We start from the raw sequence: 19632 nt of genomic DNA, 5'->3' as shown, positions 1-19632 counted from the left end.
CGCAACAATGGCGTTGTGAAAAACGTCGGTGAGGCTCCCGCGGCTCCAGCGGAGGAACTCGCGACCGGGGAGCGCTCCACGCGCAACCGGGTCGCGCGCTCCATCCTGGATCACGGCCCGTCCACCGTGGCCGAGCTCGCCAAGCGGCTCGGCCTCACTCAGGCCGCCGTCCGTCGGCACCTGGACGCGCTGGTCGCCGACGACGTCGTCGCCCCGCGTGAACAGCGTGTCTACGGCGCCCGCACCCGGGGCCGCCCCGCCAAGGTGTTCGCCCTGACCGACTGCGGCCGGGACGCCTTCGACCAGTCGTACGACGCGCTCGCCGTCGACGCCCTGCGCTGGATCGAGCAGAACGCGGGCGGCGAGGCCGCCGTCGCCGCGTTCGCCCGGGACCGGATCGAGGCCCAGGCGGAGGCGTACCGGGAGGCGGTCGAGGCCGCGGCGCCGGAAGCGCGCGCCGAGGCGCTCGCCAAGGCCCTGAGCGCGGACGGGTACGCTGCGACGGCGCGCAACGCGCCGGTCGGACAGCAGCTCTGCCAGCACCACTGCCCGGTCGCCCACGTCGCCGAGCGGTACCCGCAACTGTGCGAGGCTGAGACGGAGATCTTCAGCCGTCTGCTCGGCACCCACGTGCAGCGACTGGCGACCATCGCGCACGGCGACGGGGTCTGCACGACGTACATCCCGCACACCACACCATCAGCATCTGCAAGCACGGCCGGGAGGAACCCCGCATGACCACCGAGATCAGCCACCCCGAGCTCGAGGGCCTGGGTCGGTACGAGTACGGCTGGGCCGACTCGGACGCGGCCGGTGCCGCCGCCAAGCGCGGTCTCTCCGAGGACGTCGTCCGCGACATCTCCGCGAAGAAGAACGAGCCGGAGTGGATGCTGAAGCTGCGGCTGAAGGGTCTGCGCCTCTTCGACAAGAAGCCCATGCCGAACTGGGGCTCCGACCTGTCGGGCATCGACTTCGACAACATCAAGTACTTCGTCCGGTCCACCGAGAAGCAGGCCGCCTCCTGGGAGGACCTGCCCGAGGACATCAAGAACACGTACGACAAGCTCGGCATCCCCGAGGCGGAGAAGCAGCGCCTCGTCGCCGGTGTCGCGGCCCAGTACGAGTCCGAGGTCGTCTACCACCAGATCCGCGAGGACCTGGAGGAGCAGGGCGTCATCTTCCTCGACACGGACACCGCGCTCAAGGAGCACCCGGAGCTCTTCCAGGAGTACTTCGGCACGGTCATCCCGGTCGGCGACAACAAGTTCGCGTCGCTGAACACCGCGGTGTGGTCCGGCGGCTCGTTCATCTACGTCCCGAAGGGCGTGCACGTCGAGATCCCGCTCCAGGCCTACTTCCGGATCAACACCGAGAACATGGGCCAGTTCGAGCGGACGCTGATCATCGTCGACGAGGACGCCTACGTCCACTACGTCGAGGGCTGCACCGCCCCGATCTACTCCTCGGACTCCCTCCACTCCGCCGTGGTCGAGATCATCGTGAAGAAGGGCGCCCGCTGCCGCTACACGACGATCCAGAACTGGTCGAACAACGTCTACAACCTGGTCACCAAGCGTGCCGTGGCCTACGAGGGCGCGACCATGGAGTGGGTCGACGGCAACATCGGCTCCAAGGTCACGATGAAGTACCCGGCCGTCTACCTGATGGGCGAGCACGCCAAGGGCGAGACCCTGTCCATCGCCTTCGCGGGCGAGGGCCAGCACCAGGACGCCGGCGCCAAGATGGTCCACATGGCCCCGAACACCTCCTCCAACATCGTCTCCAAGTCGGTGGCGCGAGGCGGCGGCCGCACCTCCTACCGCGGTCTCATCGAGATCGGCGAGGGTGCCCCGGGCGCCAAGTCCAACGTGCTGTGCGACGCGCTGCTCGTCGACACGATCTCCCGCTCGGACACCTACCCCTACGTGGACGTCCGCGAGGACGACGTGTCCATGGGCCACGAGGCGACCGTCTCCAAGGTCTCCGAGGACCAGCTCTTCTACCTGATGAGCCGCGGCCTGTCGGAGGACGAGGCGATGGCGATGATCGTGCGCGGCTTCGTCGAGCCGATCGCCAAGGAGCTGCCCATGGAGTACGCGCTGGAGCTCAACCGGCTGATCGAGCTGCAGATGGAAGGCGCCGTGGGCTAGTCCCGCCCCGCCGCATCGATCACGTCCCCGGGCTCACCCGGTGAGCCCAGTGAGCGGCCCGCGGCACGACCGGCCCCGGCCGGCCGTCCCGCGGGCGGCGAACGCACCGAACGCAGAAAGCGAGCAGACCGACAGCCATGGCTGAGGCTCAGAATCTCCCGGCGGGCTCCACCACCGCCGGCTCCATCGCGGTGGCCGCCGAGTCCACCGTCGCGACCCGCATGAGCGCCCCCCCGTCCTTCGACGTCGCGGACTTCCCCGTCCCGCACGGCCGTGAGGAGGAGTGGCGGTTCACGCCGCTGGAGCGCCTGCGCGGGCTGCACGACGGCACCGCGATCGCCACCGGCGACGGCGTACGCGTCGAGGTGGAGGCGCCCGAGGGCGTCACCGTCGAGACCGTCGGCCGTGACGACGCCCGGCTCGGCAAGGCCGGCACGCCGGTGGACCGGATCGCCGCCCAGGCGTACTCCGCCTTCGAGAAGGCCTCGGTCGTCACCGTGCCCAAGGAGACCGTGCTCACCGAGCCGATCCGGATCTCCGTGCACGGCGAGGGCGGCACCGCCTTCGGCCACCAGGTCGTCGAGCTCGGCGCGTTCGCCGAGGCCGTCGTCGTCATCGACCACACCGGTGACGCGGTCCTCGCCGCCAACGTCGACTACCTGCTCGGCGACGGCGCCCGGCTCACCGTCGTCTCCATCCAGGACTGGGACGAGAAGGCCGTCCACGTCGCCCAGCACAACGCGCTGGTCGGCCGTGACGCCTCCTTCAAGTCGGTCGTCGTCACCTTCGGCGGTGACGTGGTCCGCCTGCACCCGCGCGTGAAGTACGCCGCGACCGGCGGCGAGGCCGAGCTGTTCGGCCTGTACTTCACCGACAAGGGCCAGCACCAGGAGCACCGCCTCCTGGTCGACCACAACACCCCGCACTGCAAGTCCAACGTCGCCTACAAGGGCGCGCTCCAGGGCGACGAAGCGCACGCCGTGTGGATCGGTGACGTCCTCATCCAGGCCGCGGCCGAGGGCACCGACACCTACGAGATGAACCGGAACCTGGTGCTCACGGACGGCGCCCGCGTCGACTCCGTGCCGAACCTGGAGATCGAGACCGGCGAGATCGCCGGCGCCGGTCACGCCTCGGCCACCGGCCGCTTCGACGACGAGCAGCTCTTCTACCTGATGGCTCGCGGTATCCCGGAGGCCGAGGCCCGCCGCCTCGTCGTCCGCGGCTTCTTCGCCGAGCTCGTCCAGCAGATCGGCCTGCCGGACGTCGAGGAGCGCCTCATCGCCAAGATCGAGGCCGAGCTGGAGGCGTCCGTCTGATGCCCTTCGTCCGAGCCTGTGGGCTGAGCGAGCTGGAGGAGGACACCCCGAAGCGGGTGGAACTCGACGGCACGCCCATCTCCGTCGTGCAGACCGAGGGCGAGGTGTTCGCGATCCACGACATCTGCTCGCACGCGAACGTCTCGCTGTCGGAGGGCGAGGTCGAGGACTGCCAGATCGAGTGCTGGCTGCACGGGTCCGCCTTCGACCTCCGCACCGGCAAGCCGTCCGGCCTTCCCGCGACGCGCCCCGTCCCCGTATACCCCGTAAAGATCGAAGGGGACGATGTGCTCGTCTCCGTCACCCAGGAGTCCTGAGTCACCCATGGCAACGCTTGAAATCCGCGACCTGCACGTCTCCGTCGAGGCCGACAACGCCACGAAGGAGATCCTCAAGGGCGTCGACCTGACCGTGAAGCAGGGCGAGACCCACGCCATCATGGGCCCGAACGGCTCCGGCAAGTCGACGCTCGCGTACTCGCTCGCCGGGCACCCCAAGTACACGATCACCGGCGGCACCGTCACCCTCGACGGCGAGGACGTCCTGGAGATGTCCGTCGACGAGCGCGCCCGCGCCGGCGTCTTCCTCGCCATGCAGTACCCGGTCGAGGTCCCGGGCGTCTCGGTGAGCAACTTCCTGCGCACCTCCGCCACCGCCGTCCGCGGCGAGGCCCCCAAGCTGCGCACCTGGGTGAAGGAGGTCAAGGAGGCCATGCAGCGCCTCAACATGGACCCGTCCTTCGCCGAGCGCAACGTCAACGAGGGCTTCTCCGGCGGTGAGAAGAAGCGCCACGAGATCCTCCAGCTCGAGCTCCTCAAGCCGAAGATCGCGATCCTCGACGAGACCGACTCCGGCCTGGACGTCGACGCGCTGCGCATCGTCTCCGAGGGCGTCAACCGCGTCCGCGAGAGCGGCGAGGTCGGCACCATGCTGATCACGCACTACACGCGCATCCTGCGCTACATCAAGCCGGACCACGTCCACGTCTTCGCCGGCGGCCGCATCGTCGAGTCGGGCGGCCCCGAGCTGGCCGACAAGCTCGAGGCCGAGGGCTACGAGTCGTACACGAAGGGTGGCGCATCCGCGTGACACAGTTGCCGGGCCTCCTCGACACCGAGGCGCTCCGCAAGGACTTCCCGATCCTCGACCGGGTACTCCACGACGGCAAGAAGCTCGTGTACCTGGACAACGCGGCGACCTCCCAGACGCCGCGCCAGGTCATCGACGTGCTCAGTGAGTACTACGAACAGCACAACGCCAATGTGCACCGCGGCGTGCACGTGCTGGCCGAGGAGGCCACGGCGCTGTACGAGGGGGCGCGTGACAAGGTCGCCGCCTTCATCAACGCGCCCAGCCGGGACGAGGTGATCTTCACCAAGAACGCCTCGGAGTCGCTCAACCTCGTCGCCAACATGCTGGGCTGGGCCGATGAGCCCTACCGCGTCGACCGTGAGACCGAGATCGTCATCACGGAGATGGAGCACCACTCCAACATCGTTCCGTGGCAGCTCCTGTCGCAGCGCACCGGTGCGAAGCTGAAGTGGTTCGGGCTGACCGACGACGGCCGCCTCGACCTGTCGAACATCGAGCAGGTCATCACGGAGAAGACGAAGATCGTCTCCTTCACGCTGGTCTCCAACATCATGGGCACCGTCAATCCGGTCGAGGCGATAGTGCGCCGCGCCCAGGACGTCGGCGCGCTCGTGCTGATCGACGCCTCGCAGGCCGCCCCGCACATGCCGCTGGACGTGCAGGCCCTCCAGGCCGACTTCGTCGCGTTCACCGGCCACAAGATGTGCGGCCCGACCGGCATCGGCGTGCTGTGGGGCCGCCAGGAGCTGCTGGAGGACCTCCCGCCGTTCCTCGGTGGCGGCGAGATGATCGAGACCGTGTCGATGAGCTCGTCGACGTACGCCCCGGCGCCGCACAAGTTCGAGGCGGGCACGCCCCCGATCGCGCAGGCCGTCGGCCTGGGCGCGGCCGTGGACTACCTCACCTCGATCGGCATGGAGAACATCGCGCGCCACGAGCACGCGATCACGGAGTACGCGGTGCGCCGCCTCCAGGAGGTGCCGGACCTGCGGATCATCGGCCCGGTGACGGCCGAGGACCGCGGCGCGGCGATCTCCTTCGTGCTGGGCGACATCCACCCGCACGACGTGGGCCAGGTCCTCGACGAGCAGGGCATCGCCGTCCGGGTCGGCCACCACTGCGCACGGCCGGTCTGCCTCCGCTACGGAATTCCTGCGACCACGCGGGCGTCGTTCTATCTGTACTCCACGCCGGCCGAGGTCGACGCCCTGGTCGACGGCCTGGAGCACGTCCGGAACTTCTTCGGCTAGGAGCGGGTGTGAAGCTGGATTCGATGTACCAGGACGTCATCCTGGACCACTACAAGAACCCGCACGGGCGGGGCTTGCGGGACGGCGACGCCGAGGTGCACCACGTCAACCCGACGTGCGGGGACGAGATCACGCTGCGCGTGAAGTACGACGGGTCGCGGATCGCGGACGTGTCGTACGAGGGCCAGGGCTGCTCCATCAGCCAGGCATCCGCCTCCGTCCTGAATGAACTCCTCGTCGGCAAGGAACTCGCCGAGGCGCAGAGGATCCAGGGCACCTTCCTGGAGCTGATGCAGTCCAAGGGCAGGATCGAGCCCGACGACGCGATGGAGGAGGTGCTGGAGGACGCGGTCGCGTTCGCCGGCGTCTCCAAGTACCCGGCCCGGGTGAAGTGCGCCCTGCTGAGCTGGATGGCCTGGAAGGACGCGACCGCCCAGGTGATGGGTGACGGCGCGGAGAGGAAGACGGCATGACCGAGCACGACACGGCACAGACGCCGGCCGAGGTGACGCCCGTGGACGCCGGCGGCACGGCTTCGATGAAGCCGGCCTCCGAGGAGGAGGTCCGGGAGGCGCTGTACGACGTCGTCGACCCCGAGCTGGGCATCGACGTGGTCAACCTCGGCCTCATCTACGGCATCCACATCGACGACGCCAACATCGCGACCCTGGACATGACGCTGACGTCGGCGGCCTGCCCGCTGACCGATGTGATCGAGGACCAGGCGAAGGCCGCGACGGACGGCATCGTCAACGAGCTGAAGATCAACTGGGTCTGGATGCCGCCGTGGGGTCCGGACAAGATCACGGACGACGGCCGGGAGCAGCTCCGCGCGCTCGGCTTCAACGTCTGACGTACCGGCCTTTTCCGGCCGCGACGGCCATGCCCGCCAGGCACACTGGCGGGCATGGCCGTTTCTCTGTACCAGATCGCGATCGACACCCATGACGCCCCGGCCCTCGCCCGGTTCTGGACCCGGGTCCTGGACTGGAAGATCCTCTACGAGGACCCCGAGGAGATCGTCATCGGGGCCGACGAGACCGCGATGCCGGGGATCGTCTTCCTCACCGTGCCGGAGGGGAAGACCGTCAAGAACCGGCTCCACCTGGACCTGGCGCCCGACGACCAGGCCGCCGAGGTGGAGCGGATCATCGGCCTCGGCGCGCGGCGGGTGGACGTCGGGCAGGGCGACGACGTGACCTGGGTGGTCCTCGCCGACCCCGAGGGCAACGAGTTCTGCGTGCTCCGGCCGAAGACGTCCCTCACCGGCTGAGCGCCGCCCTCCCATGTGTACGCTCGTACACATGGGATACGGACTGCTCGCCGCGGCCATCGCGGCGGAGGTGGCCGGCACGACGGCCATGAAGTACAGCGAGGGCTTCACCCGGCTGTGGCCCTCGCTGATCACCGTCGCGGGATACCTGCTGGCCTTCGGCCTGCTCGCCCAGACGCTCAAGACGCTGTCGGTCGGCACCGCCTACGCCATCTGGGCGGGGGTCGGGACCGCCGCCGTCGCCGCCATCGGGATGCTGTTCCTCGACGAGTCCACCAGCCTCGTCAAAGTCCTGGGCATCGCCCTCGTGATCGCCGGCGTGGTCGTGCTCAACCTCGGCGGAGCCCACTGATGACGCCCCGCGCACCCCGCCGGTACGACCCCGACCGGCGGCTGCGCATCATCGACGCGGCCATCCGCGTCGTCGGACGCTCCGGCATCGCGGGGCTGAGCCACCGCACGGTGGCCGCGGAGGCGGACGTGCCGCTCGGCTCGACGACGTACCACTTCGCCTCCCTCGACGAACTGCTCGTCGCCGCGCTGCGCCGGACCGGCGAGGGCTTCGCGGCGGCCGTCCGCGACAGCGGCGCGCTCACCGCCCCCGACCTCGCGGCCGGGCTCGCCCGGCTGATGGGGCAGTGGCTGGGCGGCGAGCGCACCGGTGTGGAGCTGGAGTATGAGCTGTACCTCGCCGCCCTGCGGCGCCCCGCCCTGCGGACCGTCGCCGCCGAGTGGACCGACGACCTGGTGGCCGCCCTGTCGGCCGGGACGGACCCGGCCACCGCCCGGGCGCTCGCCGCCCTCATGGACGGCATCTGCCTCCGGGTGCTGCTCACGGACACGGCGTACGACGAGGAGTACGCCGCCGAGATGCTGCGGCGCCTGCTCCCGTGAACCCCGATCCGGGCCGCGGGGAACAGAGGGTGTGACCACACCCGTAACAGACGGAGACCCTGTGACCGGCCCCCCGGGCGACGACGACGCGGCCGTCATAGCCGTGTCCCTGGAGCGGCCGGAGGTCTTCGCCGAGCTGTACAACCGGTACGCCGCCGACATCCACCGCTACGCCGCCCGGCGGCTCGGCGACGCGGCCGCCGACGACATCACCGCCGACACCTTCCTCGCCGCGTTCCGGGCCCGCACCCGCTACGACCTGGGCCGCGCCAACGCCCGCCCCTGGCTCTACGGCATCGCCGCCAACCTGATCGGCAAGCAGCGCCGCACCGAGGTCCGCGCCCTGGGCCTGCTGGCCCGCACCGGGCACGACCCGGTCGCCGAGTCCTGGGTCGACCACGCCGACGACCGCGTCACCGCCCAGGCCGTCCACGGGGCGCTGGCGGGCGCCCTCGCGGCCCTGTCCGGCGGCGACCGCCATGTGCTGCTGCTGGTCGCCTGGGCGGACCTGACCTACCAGGAGGTCGCCGAAGCGCTCTCCATCCCGGTCGGCACCGTCCGCTCCCGCCTCAACCGGGCGCGCAGGAAGGTCCGCGCGGCGCTCGGCGACAGTGACCCCACCCTCGCACACGACTTCGCCACGGAGGCCACCCATGGATGAGATGCGGACGCTCCAGGACTTCCGCGCGGACGCCCCGGCCCCCGACCGCGCCCGCCTCGCCCCGGGCCGCCAACGCCTCCTCGACGAGGCCGCCCGCCCCCGGCGCCGCCTCCGGGGCGGGTGGTGGCCGGCGGTTGCGGGCGCGGCAGCCGCCGTCACGGCGGTGGCGACGCTCGCCACGCTGCTGCCGGCCGACCACGAGCCGGCGGCCCCGGCGGTCAAGCCCCGGGCGGACCAGTGGATCTACCGCAAGACCGAGTGGCGGATGGTGGACTGCGGCGCCGGAGGAAGCGGCGGCGAGGGCATGGAGATGCTCAACATCGATCTCAGCTTCAACAGGACGGGAGCGTCCTGTGACCTGCGGACCAGGAAGCCCTACACGCAGGAGGCATGGGAGCGGTACGACGGCTGGGACGAGTTCACGGGCGAGGTCCCTCCCGCGCAGACCCCGTCGGGCGCGCGCTACGGAGGAGCCGGATCGGGCGACACCCTCACCCACCGGCAGTCGGACTCGCTCGTGGAAGACCTGCCGGACGACACCGACGGAGCCCTCCGCCTGATCCGGAAGCGCTCCATCCCCAGCCGGTCGACCAGCGCGTGGCGGCTGACCCAGGGGCAGCGCGACTTCGAGGAGATCGCTGAGGTCCTGGCGACGGCGACCGTGATGCCCGAGGCCAAGGGGCGACTGCTGTTCCGCACCGCCAGGAAGCTGCCGGGGGCCACGCTGACGTCCACCGCCGCTCCCGGCGGAAAGGGGGCGCTGCTGGCGCTGGGGGTCGAGGGCAACTACCGCGACTACTCCTACGCGCGGAACACCTTCCAGGTGCTGTTCGACCCGGAGACGCAGGCGTTCCGCGGTTTCCGGCTGGTGGCCGGCATCGGCTACTACGTCAGCGGCAAGGAGTCCGGCGGCCCCTACGTGGCCAAGGGCACCGTTCTCGCCACCGCCCTGCGCGCCACCACCGAGGTCGTCGACGCACGCGGCGAGCGCTCCTGATGCCGTCCCGCGTCGCCCGCCCCCGGACGGGGGTCCGGGGCGGGCGACCGGGACGTGAGACCGGTTCGCCCGGGCGGTGGGGCGCCGGTTAGGTTTCTGGCATGACTTCTGCACCTCGTACCACCGGCGCCGTCGCCGCCGGCCTTGCCACCATCGCCGGCGACGGCACCGTTCTCGACACCTGGTTCCCCGCCCCCGAGCTCGTCGCCGAGCCCGGGCCCGCCGGGACCGAGCGGCTCGGCGCCGACCAGGCCGTGAACCTCCTCGGCGAGGGCGCCGCCAAGGCCGTCGGCGTCGACGCCCGGCGCGGCGTCGAGGTCGTCGCCGTGCGCACCGTCATCGCCTCGCTGGACGACAAGCCGCTCGACACGCACGACGTCTACCTCCGTCTGCACCTGCTCAGCCACCGGCTCGTGCGGCCGCACGGCCAGAGCCTGGACGGGATCTTCGGCCTGCTCGCCAACGTCGCCTGGACCTCGCTCGGTCCCGTCGCCGTCGACGACCTGGAGAAGGTCCGGCTCAACGCCCGCGCCGAGGGCCTGCACCTCCAGGTCACCAGCGTCGACAAGTTCCCGCGCATGACCGACTACGTCGCCCCCAAGGGCGTCCGCATCGCCGACGCCGACCGCGTGCGGCTCGGCGCGCACCTCGCCGCCGGGACCACCGTCATGCACGAGGGCTTCGTCAACTTCAACGCCGGCACCCTCGGCACCTCGATGGTCGAGGGCCGCATCTCCGCGGGCGTCGTCATCGGCGACGGCTCCGACATCGGCGGCGGCGCCTCCACCATGGGCACCCTCTCGGGCGGCGGCAACGTCATCATCTCCGTCGGTGAGCGCTGCCTGATCGGCGCCGAGGCGGGCGTCGGCATCGCGCTGGGCGACGAGTGCGTCGTGGAGGCCGGCCTCTACATCACCGCCGGTACGCGTGTGACGATGCCCGACGGCCAGATCGTGAAGGCCCGGGAGCTGTCCGGCGCCTCCCACATCCTCTTCCGCCGCAACTCGGTCACCGGCACCGTGGAGGCCCGTCCGAACAACGCGGTGTGGGGCGGTCTCAACGACATCCTCCACAGCAACGACTGATTCGTGTGATGGTGCGTGACCTTTCCGCCAGTCGGGTGGATAAGCAGGTTGCGCACGGTCACACGAATCGGCAAGGCGAGGGACGGCTCATATGAAGATCAGCAGGCTCGTCGTACCGGGGGTGCTCGCACTGGCGGCCACCCTCCCGTCCGGCGCGGCCCACGCCGACGAGGCCCACCACGGCTCCGACAACGGCCACCGCATCACGCTGGTCTCGATCGGCCAGATCGACGACCCCATGGAGGACGTGCTGGAACACGTCGCCGTCCTGGGTCACAACCAGGTGGTCGGTTCCTGAGCCGGTTCCGCAGCCGCTCCTCGCACGCCGCCCCGCAGCAGCCCGCCGACCGCCTCACGGTCGGCGGGCTGACGGCTGTCCTGGGCGACGACGGTGCAGGGTTCCTTAACGCTTGCCCAAGTCAGGGCAAGGGTCGCTGAAGAATCGGCTGGTTGCGCTGCCGCTCGACGGGGTACCCGGAGCTTCCCCGTACGAGATGGGAGGCGATCCGCGTGGCCGGAGAACCGTCGGTCGGCGAGCTGGTGAAGCAGGCGTCGGAACAGCTCTCCGACCTGGTGAAGACCGAGATGCGCACCGCGCAGGCCGAGATGATGCAGAAGGGCAAACGCGCCGGCAAGGGCGGCGGGATGCTGGGCGCCGCGGCGGCCGTCGGCTATGTCGGGCTCATCGGTGTGTGGGCCAGCGTCGCCGCCGCACTGGCGATACCGCTCGACGTGTGGGCGGCCGTACTGATCGCGACAGGGATCTTCCTGGTCCTGGCCGGCGTCCTGGCCGCGCTGGGCCGGGCGCAGCTCAAACGCGCGGTGCCGCCCAAGCCCGAGCGGGCCATCGACGGTGTGCGATCGGACGTCCACGAGATCAAGGAGAGGGTCCACCGATGACACGGGACACCCACCGCAGCCCGGGACCTGACGAACTCCGCCTCCAGGCGGCCCGCAAACGGCAGGAACTGGGCGAGACCATCGACCAGCTCATGGCCAGGACGGACGTGAAGGCACGCGCCGCCCACCTGGTGCACGACAAGACCCCGGAACCGGTCCGGGAACACCCGCGCCGGGCCCTCGCGGCGGTCGCCGCGGTCGTGGTCGCCGGTGTCGTGCTGTGGCAGCTCCGCCGTACCGGAATCTGGGGGTGAGGCCGGACATGGCCAAGCAGGCGAAGAAGAAGAAGCGCAAGCAGAAGCTTCTGTACCGTCCGGTCGGCATCCTCCTGGGCATGGCGAGCGGTGCCGTGGCGAGCACGCTGTTCTCCCGCACCTGGGCCGCGATCGGCAACGGAGACGCACCGGACGCCATGGACGAGGAACGGGAGTGGAAGGAAATCCTCCTCGCGGCGGCCGTCGAGGGTGCCATCTTCGCGGTGGTCAAGGCCGCCGTGGACCGGGGCGGGGCGGTGGGCGTCCGTCGTCTGACGGGCACCTGGCCGGGCTGACGGGCCGTCGCCCCGGCGTCCTTGACCTCAACCGCACTTGATCTCCGAGCATGGTCGTGCGACCGCGCCACACGGGTGGCGCGGCGGACGAGGAGGACCGGCATGACCATGATCGTGGAGCCCCACGCCCGTCCGGACCTGCGCCGCCCCGGCGTCGGCGTCGTCAAGGTGAGCACCTGGCGCGTCGGTACGCCGGAGCGGCAGCGGGCCGCTGTCGACGCCATCGAGGCGGCCTGGCGCACGCGGGACTGGCCGGACGTGGGGCTGCTGTCGTACACGGTCCACACCGGCGAGGACGGGGAAACGCTCCTGCACTACTCGCAGTGGACGAGCGAGGAGGCGTACGAGGAGTTCGTCCGTGTGCACCGGGACGACCGCAACGCCGAGATCGACGCCGCCGTTCCCGGGATCGAGCGGGTGGCGCTGCACTCGTACACGCGCTACCGCAGCGGTGCGCTGAACGCCGACGACACCCGCGTACCCAACTGCGTGGTGATCGTGGACGTCGAGTTCGACGGTCCCGACGCCGACCGCCAACGGGACTGGGTGGACGGCGTGTTCGAGGCGCTGCGGACCGACCCGGGACCCCACCCCGGCGGGATCTCCGGGCACTTCCACATCAGCCTCGACGGCACCCGCGTCCTCAACTACGCGGAGTGGGAGAGCGCCGAGGCCCACATCCAGGCACTCGCCGCGCCCGGCGACGGGATCGGCGCGGACACACCGCAGTGGACGAAGGTGCGGACGTACCCCGGGGTCACCGGCGGTGGCGTGAAGCGGTACGCGCCCGCACTGAGCCTCAGCGCGGGCGCGTCCTGACGGGCTACGGGCGGAAGCGCAGCACCTGCGGGTCGTGGTCGCTGTTCTGCTCGGCGAACTCGGCGTTGATGTGCACGCTGTCGTACTCGAAGTGGCGGATCGACGGGCTGGTCAGGATCTGGTCCAGAACCTGGCTGTTGCCCTGGAACACGTACGAGTAACGCTCGCTGCGCGGCAGGGACGTGACCGCCGCGTGCAGGGCGCCGTCGTCCGTCAGCGCCTCCGTCGTCGCGGAGAACTCGAAGTCGTTGATGTCGCCGAGGACGACGACGTCGGCGGTGCGCTGGGCCGCCAGGATGTCCTTGACGAAGGTGTTGACGGCCTGCGCCTGGAGGAGGCGCTTGGCCTCGGAGGAACGGTTCGGCGGCTGGCGGTGCGAGACCAGCGACTCGTCGCCGCCCTTCGAACCGAAGTGGTTGGCGATCACGAAGACCGTACGGCCGCGGAAGGTGAACTCGCCCGCGAGCGGCTTGCGGCTGTTGTCCCACGCCGTGTTCGCCGGGTCGATCCGGCCGGGGGAGTGGGTCAGGGCCGCCCGCCCCTTCTCCCGTACGACGCCGGTCGCGGTCGTCGCGTCGCCGCCCGCGCGGTCCGTGAACGACACGCGCTCGGGGTTGAAGAGGAACACCTGGCGGATGTTGCCGCCCGGCTCGCCGCCGTCCTTGTTGTTGACGGGGTCGATGGTGCGCCACTCGTACGCCGGTCCGCCGGCCGCCACGATCGCGTCCGTGAACTTCTTCAGCGTCTCGTCGGCGGCGACCGTGCCGTCGTTCTTGGCGCCGTTGTTGTCCTGGATCTCCTCCAGGGCGACGATGTCGGGCGAGGCCAGGTTCTCCACGACGGCGCTCGCGAGCGCGTCGAACTTCTCCTGCGGGTCCGACGGGTCGAGGTTCTCGACGTTGTACGTCGCCACCGCGAGCTCGCTGCGGTGCTGCTTCTCGGTCCTCTCCCGCTCCAGGCCCCGGTCGGCGACCGTGCCGAGGGACCGGGCGGCGAGGGCGTAGCCGCCGAACTGGTTGAAGTCCAGCGGGCCCTCGGTCGTGCCGGTCAGCCAGTCGCCCACGTTCGCCTTCGGGAACGGCGTCTGGGCGATCGGGACCAGCGACTGGATCTGGAGGCGGCCGGTGTTCTGCGAGGTGTACGAGCCGTAGACCGTGCCGCCGCGCCGGTTGTCGTTCTCGTGCGGCTTCACCGTCACCCACATCTCGTGGTGCGGGCTGGTCGCGCCGACGACCCGGGAGGAGCCGATGCGGACGTTGGTGCCCTCCAGGGACTCGTAGTGGTCCAGGGCGTAACGGCCCGGCTGGAGGGTCAGGCCGTTGATGGACCCGCCGGCCGCCGGGTCGCCCTCGGGCGCGTACGCCGAGGGGACCGAGCGGGCGGTGATGGTGACCGGTGCGGGCACCGGGTTGCCGGAGGAGGTGACGGTGACGGTCGGCTTGGTGATCTGCGTGAGCGACTGGTTCCCGGAGGAGGTGCCGCCCGGGACGTACTCCGTGACGGTGCCGGAGACGGTGACCGCGTCGCCGACGGCGACGGTCGGGACCGAGCCGGTGTAGACGAACACGCCCTCACTGGTGGCCGGGTTGTCGTCGGCCCGGGTGTCCTGGAGCCAGAACCCGCGCGAGCCGTAAGCGCGTACGCCGGTGACGATGCCGGACACACCGCTGACCTGCTGTCCCACGAGCGGGGATATCCGAGTGGTGCCCTGAATGTCGTGGATGCGCACCGCGTCGGCGGTGCTGCCGGCCGGGTCGGCGGCGGTGGCCGAACCGGCGGCGATCAGGCCGGCGGCGAGTGCGGTGGCGACGACGGCCGAGACGGCGGCGGTGCGCGGCGCGGATCTCGGGAGGGAGGAAGACATCACAGGCTCCGAATGTGTGGGAGGTACTGAGCGGTAGCTCTACGCGCGTCAATCTCTTGGCTGGGGCCCATACTTGTCAAGGGTTCACGGATGGCCGGATTTTGACCGGTACATGAACGGCCGGGTGGGGGGCCGAATGCGTCTACGCTGGGGGCCGCCCGACCCCCACGCATGTGCCGAGGAGAGACCGCTGATGTCGTCGGATCGCCCCACCCTGCCGCCGGTGCGGCTGCCCTCGGACGCGGAGCTCGCGCGCGACGCCCTCGTCGCCCCGCTGCTGGCCAGGGCCGTCCGGCTCGCCCGCTGGGCGGGGCCCGACACCCGGGTGGACGCCGACGGCGAGCTCGTCGAGGAGCAACTGCCGTCCGCCGCCGAGGCGCTGGGGCTCGCCCCGGACGACGACGGCGCGGCCTATGCCGGCGAGGCGTGGCGCGTCGCCGTCGACACCGGGCTCGTGGTGGTCGAGGAGCCGCAGGAGGACGAGCACGGCGGCGAGGGCGGTGCCGTGGAGCCCGGCGGACAGCTCGCCCTGGTCACCGGCGGGGCGCCCCAGGACGTCCTCGCGCTGTGGCTGGACGCCCTGGAGACGGCGCTCGCGGACGCGACCGCGCCCCTGTTCGACGACCTGGCCGACGCGATCGGCGAGGACGGCGACCTCGACCTGGAGTCGCTGGACTGGGACCCGCAGCGCGAGGCCGAGTTCCTCGACGGCGTCCTCGCGAACCTGTACCTGCTCACCGTCGCGGAGGGTGGCGCCGGTGCCGCTCCGGTGCCGCTGCCCGCGCTCGCCGCGTCGATGATCGTGCCCGACGACATGGGCGAACCGACCGACGACGTCCTGGAGCAGGTGTCGGAGGCCATGATGCGCCTGGACGACCAGTTCCGGGTGCTGGAGCCGGTCGGGCTCGTCGCGTACCAGCCCGTCGACGAGGCGCTGATGGCCGAGGAGGACGAGGACCCGGCGCCCATGGGCGACGACGAGGACGTGTCGCGGTACGGGATGGTCAAGCTGACCCCCCTCGGGCTGTACGGCGTCCGCGCCCGGATGCTGGAGGCGGGCATGGACGTCCCGGCGGTCGGCGACCTGGCCGACAAGGGCGCGGACACGCTGCTCGACGGGGTGGCCCACTACCCGGAGGCGTCGGCGCGGGCGGAGACCCAGGAGTGGCTGGCCCGCCGGGAGGCGGTCCCGGCGGCGCGCGAGCTGCTCGCGGCGGCGAAGGGCACGGACGCCGGCTCGCCCCTGCGGCGGCTCCGCTGCCAGCAGGCCCTGTCGCTGGTGGGCGCGGAGGCGGAGGAAGCGGTACGGGAGGTCCTGGGCGACCCGGAGCTGGGCGGTCTGGCCCGTGTGTGGCTCGCGGAGCGGGGCGCGGCGGATGTGCCGGCGCCGCCGGAGTCGATGATCTTCTGGCTGGCCATCGACACGATCGCGGCGCAATTGGACGCGGCGGGCGGCGGCGACCTGGAGGAACTCCAGGAACTGGTGGAGGGGCTGACGAGCCAGCACAGCGGCTTCTTCGACGCCGCCTGGCGGGTGGAGCACCCGGCCACGCCGGAGGTCCTGGAGGCGATGGGCCGGCTGCACCGCGACAAGCACGTGGCGAAGGAGGCCCGTAAGGCCGCGTTCAAGTCCCGCTCGCGCACGGGCGCCTGACGCTTTGTCCGCCCGGCCCGGCCCCGCCGCGGCCGGGCGGGGCGCTTCAGGTGCGGAGGTGGGACGCGCCGTTCAGGTCCAGGATGGTGCCGGAGGACCACTCGGCGGCGGGCGACGCCAGCCAGAGCACCGCGGCCGCGATCTCCTCGGGCGTGCCCACCCGGCCGAAGGGGCTCTGGGCGCGGATGGCGTCGCCCTCCGGGCCGGTCAGGCGGGGCGCCACGCGCTCCGTGGCGAAGAAGCCGGGGGCGACCGAGGCGACGGCGATGCCGTACGGCGCGAGGGAGACCGCCAGCGACTGGCCCAGGGCGTGGACGGCGGCTTTGGTGGCGCCGTAGGCGGGGTGGTCCGGTTCGCCCCGGAACGCTCCGCGTGAGCCGATGTTGACGATGCGTCCGCCCGTGCCCTGGTCGATCATGCGGCGTGCGGCCAGGTGGCTCAGGTTCGCGGTGGCGAGCAGGTTGACGGCGACATGCTGCTGCCAGGCCGCGACCCACGCGTCGTAGGGGGTGTCGGGCAGCGGGTGGCGGGTGTTGACCGCCGCGTTGTTGACGAGAACGTCCAGGCCGCCGAGCGCGGTGGCGGCGGCGTCCGCGACCCGCACGGCCCCGGCCGGGTCGGTGAGGTCGCCGCCCGTCAGGGCGTGGCCCGTGCCGGGAAGGGAGTCGAGCGTCGTACGGGCCTCGTCGGCGCGCGAGGCGTAGTGCACCGCGACCCGGTCGCCGTTCGCCGCGAAGGCCTGGGCGACCGCGCGGCCGAGGCCCCGCGAGGCGCCGCTGACGAGGACGCGGCGACCGGTGGGCCGCATCCCGTACGCCTCCGTCGTCCCCGGTCCGGACGGGGGGAGGGCGGCCCGGCCGGGCCGGGCCGCCCCGTCGTGGCTCACAGGGCCTGGGCGGCCGGCTTGACCATGCCGCGCACGGTCCGCGACTTCACGAACTCGCCCATCGCGGTCATCTCCCACTCGCCGGAGAACTGCTTGATGAGCTTGGCCATCATGACGCCGGTCTGCGGCTCGGCGGAGGTGAGGTCGAAGCGGACCAGCTCCTCGCCGGTCGCCGCGTCCATCAGGCGGCAGTACGCCTTGGCCACCTCGGTGAACTTCTGGCCGGAGAAGCTGTTGACCGTGAAGACCAGGCCCGTGGCATCGGCGGGGAGCCGGCCGAGGTCGACCACGATCACCTCGTCGTCGCCCGCGCCCTCACCGGTGAGGTTGTCGCCGGAGTGCTTGATGGCGCCGTTGAGGATGGCGAGCTTGCCGAAGTAGCAACTGTCCAGGTGGTTGCGCTGGGGGCCGTAGGCGATGACGGAGGCGTCGAGGTCGATGTCCTTGCCCCGGAACGCGGGCTCCCAGCCGAGGCCCATCTTGACCTGGGAGAGCAGGGGGCGGCCGCCCTTGACGAGGGAGACGGTCTGGTTCTTCTGGAGGCTGACCCGGCCCTTGTCGAGGTTGATCTTCCCGGTGGAGGCCGCCGGGGGCGCCGGTGCCTGGGCGGGGGCCGGGGCGGCCTGCGGGGCGGGGGCTGCCTGGGCCGGGGCGGGCGCCGCGGGGGCGGCCTGGGCGGGCTCCTCGTCGACCGAGACGCCGAAGTCGGTGGCGATGCCGGCCAGCCCGTTGGCGTACCCCTGGCCGACGGCGCGGGCCTTCCAGGCGCCGCCCCGGAGGTAGACCTCGACCACGACCAGCGCGGTCTCCGTGCCGAGGCGCGGCGGGGTGAAGGTGGCGAGCACGCCGCCGTCGTCGGCGTCGCGGATGGTGGCGGTGGGCTCGATGCCCTGGAAGGTCTGCCCCGGGGCGTCCGGGCTCGCGGTGACGACGATCTTCTCGATGCCGGGCGGGACGGCGGACGTGTCCACGATGATCGCGTCGGGCGCCGTGCCGCCGCCGGACCGGTAGGTCACGCCGGGCCCGGACGGCTGGTTGTAGAAGATGAAGTCGTCGTCGGAGCGCACCTTGCCGTCGGCGGTGAGCAGCAGGCCCGATACGTCGAGGCGCACGGGCGCGGCGACGTCCACCGCCACGCGGGTGACGGGAAGGGGGATGTTCGAGCCGGGGGTCATAGCTGTCATGCCGGGGTAACGAGCGAGGCCGCTTTGCCGTTCCCTTACCTTCGGCCACTCCGGTTACACGGGCGTCGGCATCAGTGCGGCCACTGGGGCGGGTGCGTGCAGAAGTGACCGCCGAGGTGGGCGTGGTCGGGGTTGTCGTCGTCGAGTTCGCCGTGCTCGGCGATGAGCTTCCCGGCGTACTGCTCGGAGTCGTCCTGCGGCTCGTACCCGAGCGCCCGGGCCGTGGAGAGGTCCCACCACAGGCGGGTGTTGGCGGAGGAGCCGTGGACCACGGTGTGCCCCACGCCCTCGGCGGTGAGCGCGGCGTGGAAGAGCCGGGCGCAGTCGCCGGGGCTCAGCCACACCGACAGCATCCGTACGGAGGTGGGCTCCATAAAGCAGGAGCCGATGCGCACGGAGACGGTCTCGGTGCCGTGCAGGTCCCAGTGGAGCTGGGCCAGGTCCTCGCCGAAGCACTTGGACAGGCCGTAGTACGTGTCGGGGCGGTGCGCCGCGCCGACCGGGATCAGCGGGTCGCCCTCGCGCGGGCGCGGGGTGAAGCCGACCGCGTGGTTGCTGGACGCGAACACGATCCGGCGCACGCCCTCCTGGCGGGCCGCCTCGTAGAGGTTGTACGTCCCCTCGATGTTGGCGCGCAGGATCTTCTCGAAGGGCGCCTCCAGGGAGATGCCCGCCAGGTGGATGACCGCGTCCACGCCCCGGACGGCCTGGCGCAGCGCCTCCCGGTCGGCGAGGTCGGCCGTGACGGCGTCCGGCTCGCCCTCGATGGGGACGACGTCGAAGAGGCGCAGCTCGTATCCGTACGCCGGCAGCAGCCCCCGCATCAGGGTGCCGAGGCCGCCGGCGGCTCCGGTGAGCAGGACCGTGCGGGGAGCGGGCATGGGCGGTCTCCTTCGGTTACGTACATGTGCGGCATTCACAAGCGTGGACACGCTAGGGAGCGCCTCCAAGCACCGTCAAGTGTGGCGGCGCGCCGTCAACTCCGCGCCTGAGTTGCGGATTCCCGTCAATCCGCCGCCTTGACCGGCCCAAAGGGGCGGGTCTAGCGTGGCGC

24 protein-coding genes are annotated in these 19632 nt (G+C 71.4%); 20 read left to right on the top strand and 4 right to left on the bottom strand.

All coding sequences use genetic code 11. The features are described 5' to 3' along the window. Window positions 1–15 precede the first annotated feature (15 nt). From E2B92_RS05550 to E2B92_RS05460, 19 genes are all read left to right on the top strand, one after another. Complete coding sequence (locus E2B92_RS05550; protein WP_126883590.1) at window positions 16–738, top strand: helix-turn-helix transcriptional regulator; 723 nt, start codon at window positions 16–18, stop codon at window positions 736–738. Continuing rightward, entirely contained in the window at window positions 735–2150 is a 1416-nt protein-coding gene (sufB, locus tag E2B92_RS05545; RefSeq protein WP_126883591.1) for a Fe-S cluster assembly protein SufB, read from the top strand. Before E2B92_RS05550 ends, sufB begins: the two co-directional genes overlap by 4 nt. A 137-nt stretch (window positions 2151–2287) precedes the next feature. Beyond that, window positions 2288–3469, top strand: a complete 1182-nt coding sequence (gene sufD, locus E2B92_RS05540) for a Fe-S cluster assembly protein SufD (RefSeq protein WP_126883592.1) — start codon at window positions 2288–2290, stop codon at window positions 3467–3469. Beyond that, window positions 3469–3786, top strand: coding sequence for a non-heme iron oxygenase ferredoxin subunit (locus E2B92_RS05535; RefSeq protein ID WP_126883593.1), 318 nt, complete (start codon window positions 3469–3471; stop codon window positions 3784–3786). The genes sufD and E2B92_RS05535 overlap by 1 nt, the downstream gene beginning before the upstream one ends. Before the next feature lie 7 nt (window positions 3787–3793). Then, on the top strand, window positions 3794–4558 hold the full coding sequence (sufC, locus tag E2B92_RS05530; protein ID WP_126883594.1) for a Fe-S cluster assembly ATPase SufC: 765 nt from the start codon (window positions 3794–3796) through the stop codon (window positions 4556–4558). Continuing rightward, complete coding sequence (locus E2B92_RS05525; protein WP_126883595.1) at window positions 4555–5811, top strand: cysteine desulfurase; 1257 nt, start codon at window positions 4555–4557, stop codon at window positions 5809–5811. Before sufC ends, E2B92_RS05525 begins: the two co-directional genes overlap by 4 nt. 8 nt (window positions 5812–5819) lie before the next feature. Next, window positions 5820–6284 carry a Fe-S cluster assembly sulfur transfer protein SufU gene (gene sufU, locus E2B92_RS05520; protein ID WP_126883596.1) on the top strand — a complete coding sequence of 155 codons (465 nt, stop codon included), beginning with the start codon at window positions 5820–5822 and terminating at the stop codon, window positions 6282–6284. 65 nt (window positions 6285–6349) lie between these two features. After that, the gene (locus E2B92_RS05515; RefSeq protein WP_107415568.1) at window positions 6350–6664 is read left to right on the top strand and encodes a metal-sulfur cluster assembly factor; all 315 of its coding nucleotides are present in this window, start codon (window positions 6350–6352) and stop codon (window positions 6662–6664) included. A gap of 54 nt (window positions 6665–6718) precedes the next feature. Beyond that, window positions 6719–7084 carry a VOC family protein gene (locus tag E2B92_RS05510; protein ID WP_126883597.1) on the top strand — a complete coding sequence of 122 codons (366 nt, stop codon included), beginning with the start codon at window positions 6719–6721 and terminating at the stop codon, window positions 7082–7084. Window positions 7085–7097: 13 nt separating this feature from the next. Then, entirely contained in the window at window positions 7098–7436 is a 339-nt protein-coding gene (locus E2B92_RS05505; RefSeq protein ID WP_260604302.1) for a DMT family transporter, read from the top strand. Then, window positions 7436–7978 carry a TetR/AcrR family transcriptional regulator gene (locus tag E2B92_RS05500; RefSeq protein ID WP_126883599.1) on the top strand — a complete coding sequence of 181 codons (543 nt, stop codon included), beginning with the start codon at window positions 7436–7438 and terminating at the stop codon, window positions 7976–7978. The genes E2B92_RS05505 and E2B92_RS05500 overlap by 1 nt, the downstream gene beginning before the upstream one ends. Window positions 7979–8039: 61 nt before the next feature. Beyond that, entirely contained in the window at window positions 8040–8639 is a 600-nt protein-coding gene (locus E2B92_RS05495; RefSeq protein WP_126883600.1) for an RNA polymerase sigma factor, read from the top strand. Then, on the top strand, window positions 8632–9636 hold the full coding sequence (locus E2B92_RS05490) for a hypothetical protein (RefSeq protein ID WP_126883601.1): 1005 nt from the start codon (window positions 8632–8634) through the stop codon (window positions 9634–9636). The genes E2B92_RS05495 and E2B92_RS05490 overlap by 8 nt, the downstream gene beginning before the upstream one ends. Window positions 9637–9737: 101 nt before the next feature. Beyond that, complete coding sequence (gene dapD, locus E2B92_RS05485) at window positions 9738–10721, top strand: 2,3,4,5-tetrahydropyridine-2,6-dicarboxylate N-succinyltransferase (RefSeq protein ID WP_126883602.1); 984 nt, start codon at window positions 9738–9740, stop codon at window positions 10719–10721. 91 nt (window positions 10722–10812) lie between these two features. After that, the gene (locus E2B92_RS05480) at window positions 10813–11019 is read left to right on the top strand and encodes a hypothetical protein (RefSeq protein ID WP_126883603.1); all 207 of its coding nucleotides are present in this window, start codon (window positions 10813–10815) and stop codon (window positions 11017–11019) included. 212 nt (window positions 11020–11231) lie between these two features. Next, a complete protein-coding gene (locus E2B92_RS05475) occupies window positions 11232–11621 on the top strand; it encodes a phage holin family protein (RefSeq protein ID WP_235023703.1) in 390 nt (129 codons plus the stop codon). Further along, entirely contained in the window at window positions 11618–11875 is a 258-nt protein-coding gene (locus tag E2B92_RS05470) for a DUF3618 domain-containing protein (protein WP_126883604.1), read from the top strand. The genes E2B92_RS05475 and E2B92_RS05470 overlap by 4 nt, the downstream gene beginning before the upstream one ends. Window positions 11876–11883: 8 nt before the next feature. Further along, window positions 11884–12171, top strand: coding sequence for a DUF4235 domain-containing protein (locus tag E2B92_RS05465; RefSeq protein WP_126883605.1), 288 nt, complete (start codon window positions 11884–11886; stop codon window positions 12169–12171). Between the two features lie 102 nt (window positions 12172–12273). Further along, on the top strand, window positions 12274–12990 hold the full coding sequence (locus tag E2B92_RS05460; protein ID WP_126883606.1) for an antibiotic biosynthesis monooxygenase: 717 nt from the start codon (window positions 12274–12276) through the stop codon (window positions 12988–12990). 4 nt (window positions 12991–12994) lie between these two features. On the opposite strand, the gene E2B92_RS05455 is transcribed toward E2B92_RS05460, so the two are convergent. After that, window positions 12995–14854 (bottom strand): endonuclease/exonuclease/phosphatase family protein, encoded by a 1860-nt coding sequence (locus E2B92_RS05455; RefSeq protein ID WP_126883607.1) that lies wholly within the window; start codon window positions 14852–14854, stop codon window positions 12995–12997. Between the two features lie 193 nt (window positions 14855–15047). On the opposite strand from E2B92_RS05455, the gene E2B92_RS05450 reads away from it, so the two are divergent. Continuing rightward, a complete protein-coding gene (locus E2B92_RS05450; protein WP_126883608.1) occupies window positions 15048–16508 on the top strand; it encodes a hypothetical protein in 1461 nt (486 codons plus the stop codon). 46 nt (window positions 16509–16554) lie between these two features. Here the strand turns inward: E2B92_RS05450 and E2B92_RS05445 are convergent, their stop codons facing one another. The 3 genes from E2B92_RS05445 to E2B92_RS05435 form a co-directional block, all read right to left on the bottom strand. Beyond that, window positions 16555–17316: an SDR family NAD(P)-dependent oxidoreductase gene (locus E2B92_RS05445; RefSeq protein WP_126883609.1), complete on the bottom strand. Its 762-nt coding sequence runs from the start codon at window positions 17314–17316 to the stop codon at window positions 16555–16557. A 74-nt stretch (window positions 17317–17390) separates the two neighbouring features. Further along, window positions 17391–18578 carry a TerD family protein gene (locus E2B92_RS05440; protein WP_200836932.1) on the bottom strand — a complete coding sequence of 396 codons (1188 nt, stop codon included), beginning with the start codon at window positions 18576–18578 and terminating at the stop codon, window positions 17391–17393. A 71-nt stretch (window positions 18579–18649) separates the two neighbouring features. After that, window positions 18650–19459: an NAD-dependent epimerase/dehydratase family protein gene (locus tag E2B92_RS05435; protein WP_126883610.1), complete on the bottom strand. Its 810-nt coding sequence runs from the start codon at window positions 19457–19459 to the stop codon at window positions 18650–18652. Window positions 19460–19632 lie beyond the last annotated feature (173 nt).

The sequence above is a fragment of the Streptomyces sp. WAC05374 genome, assembly GCF_004353505.1.
GTDB lineage: Bacteria > Actinomycetota > Actinomycetes > Streptomycetales > Streptomycetaceae > Streptomyces.
Note: the sequence above shows the minus strand (reverse complement) of the source record. Positions and strands in the feature narration are given on the sequence as shown.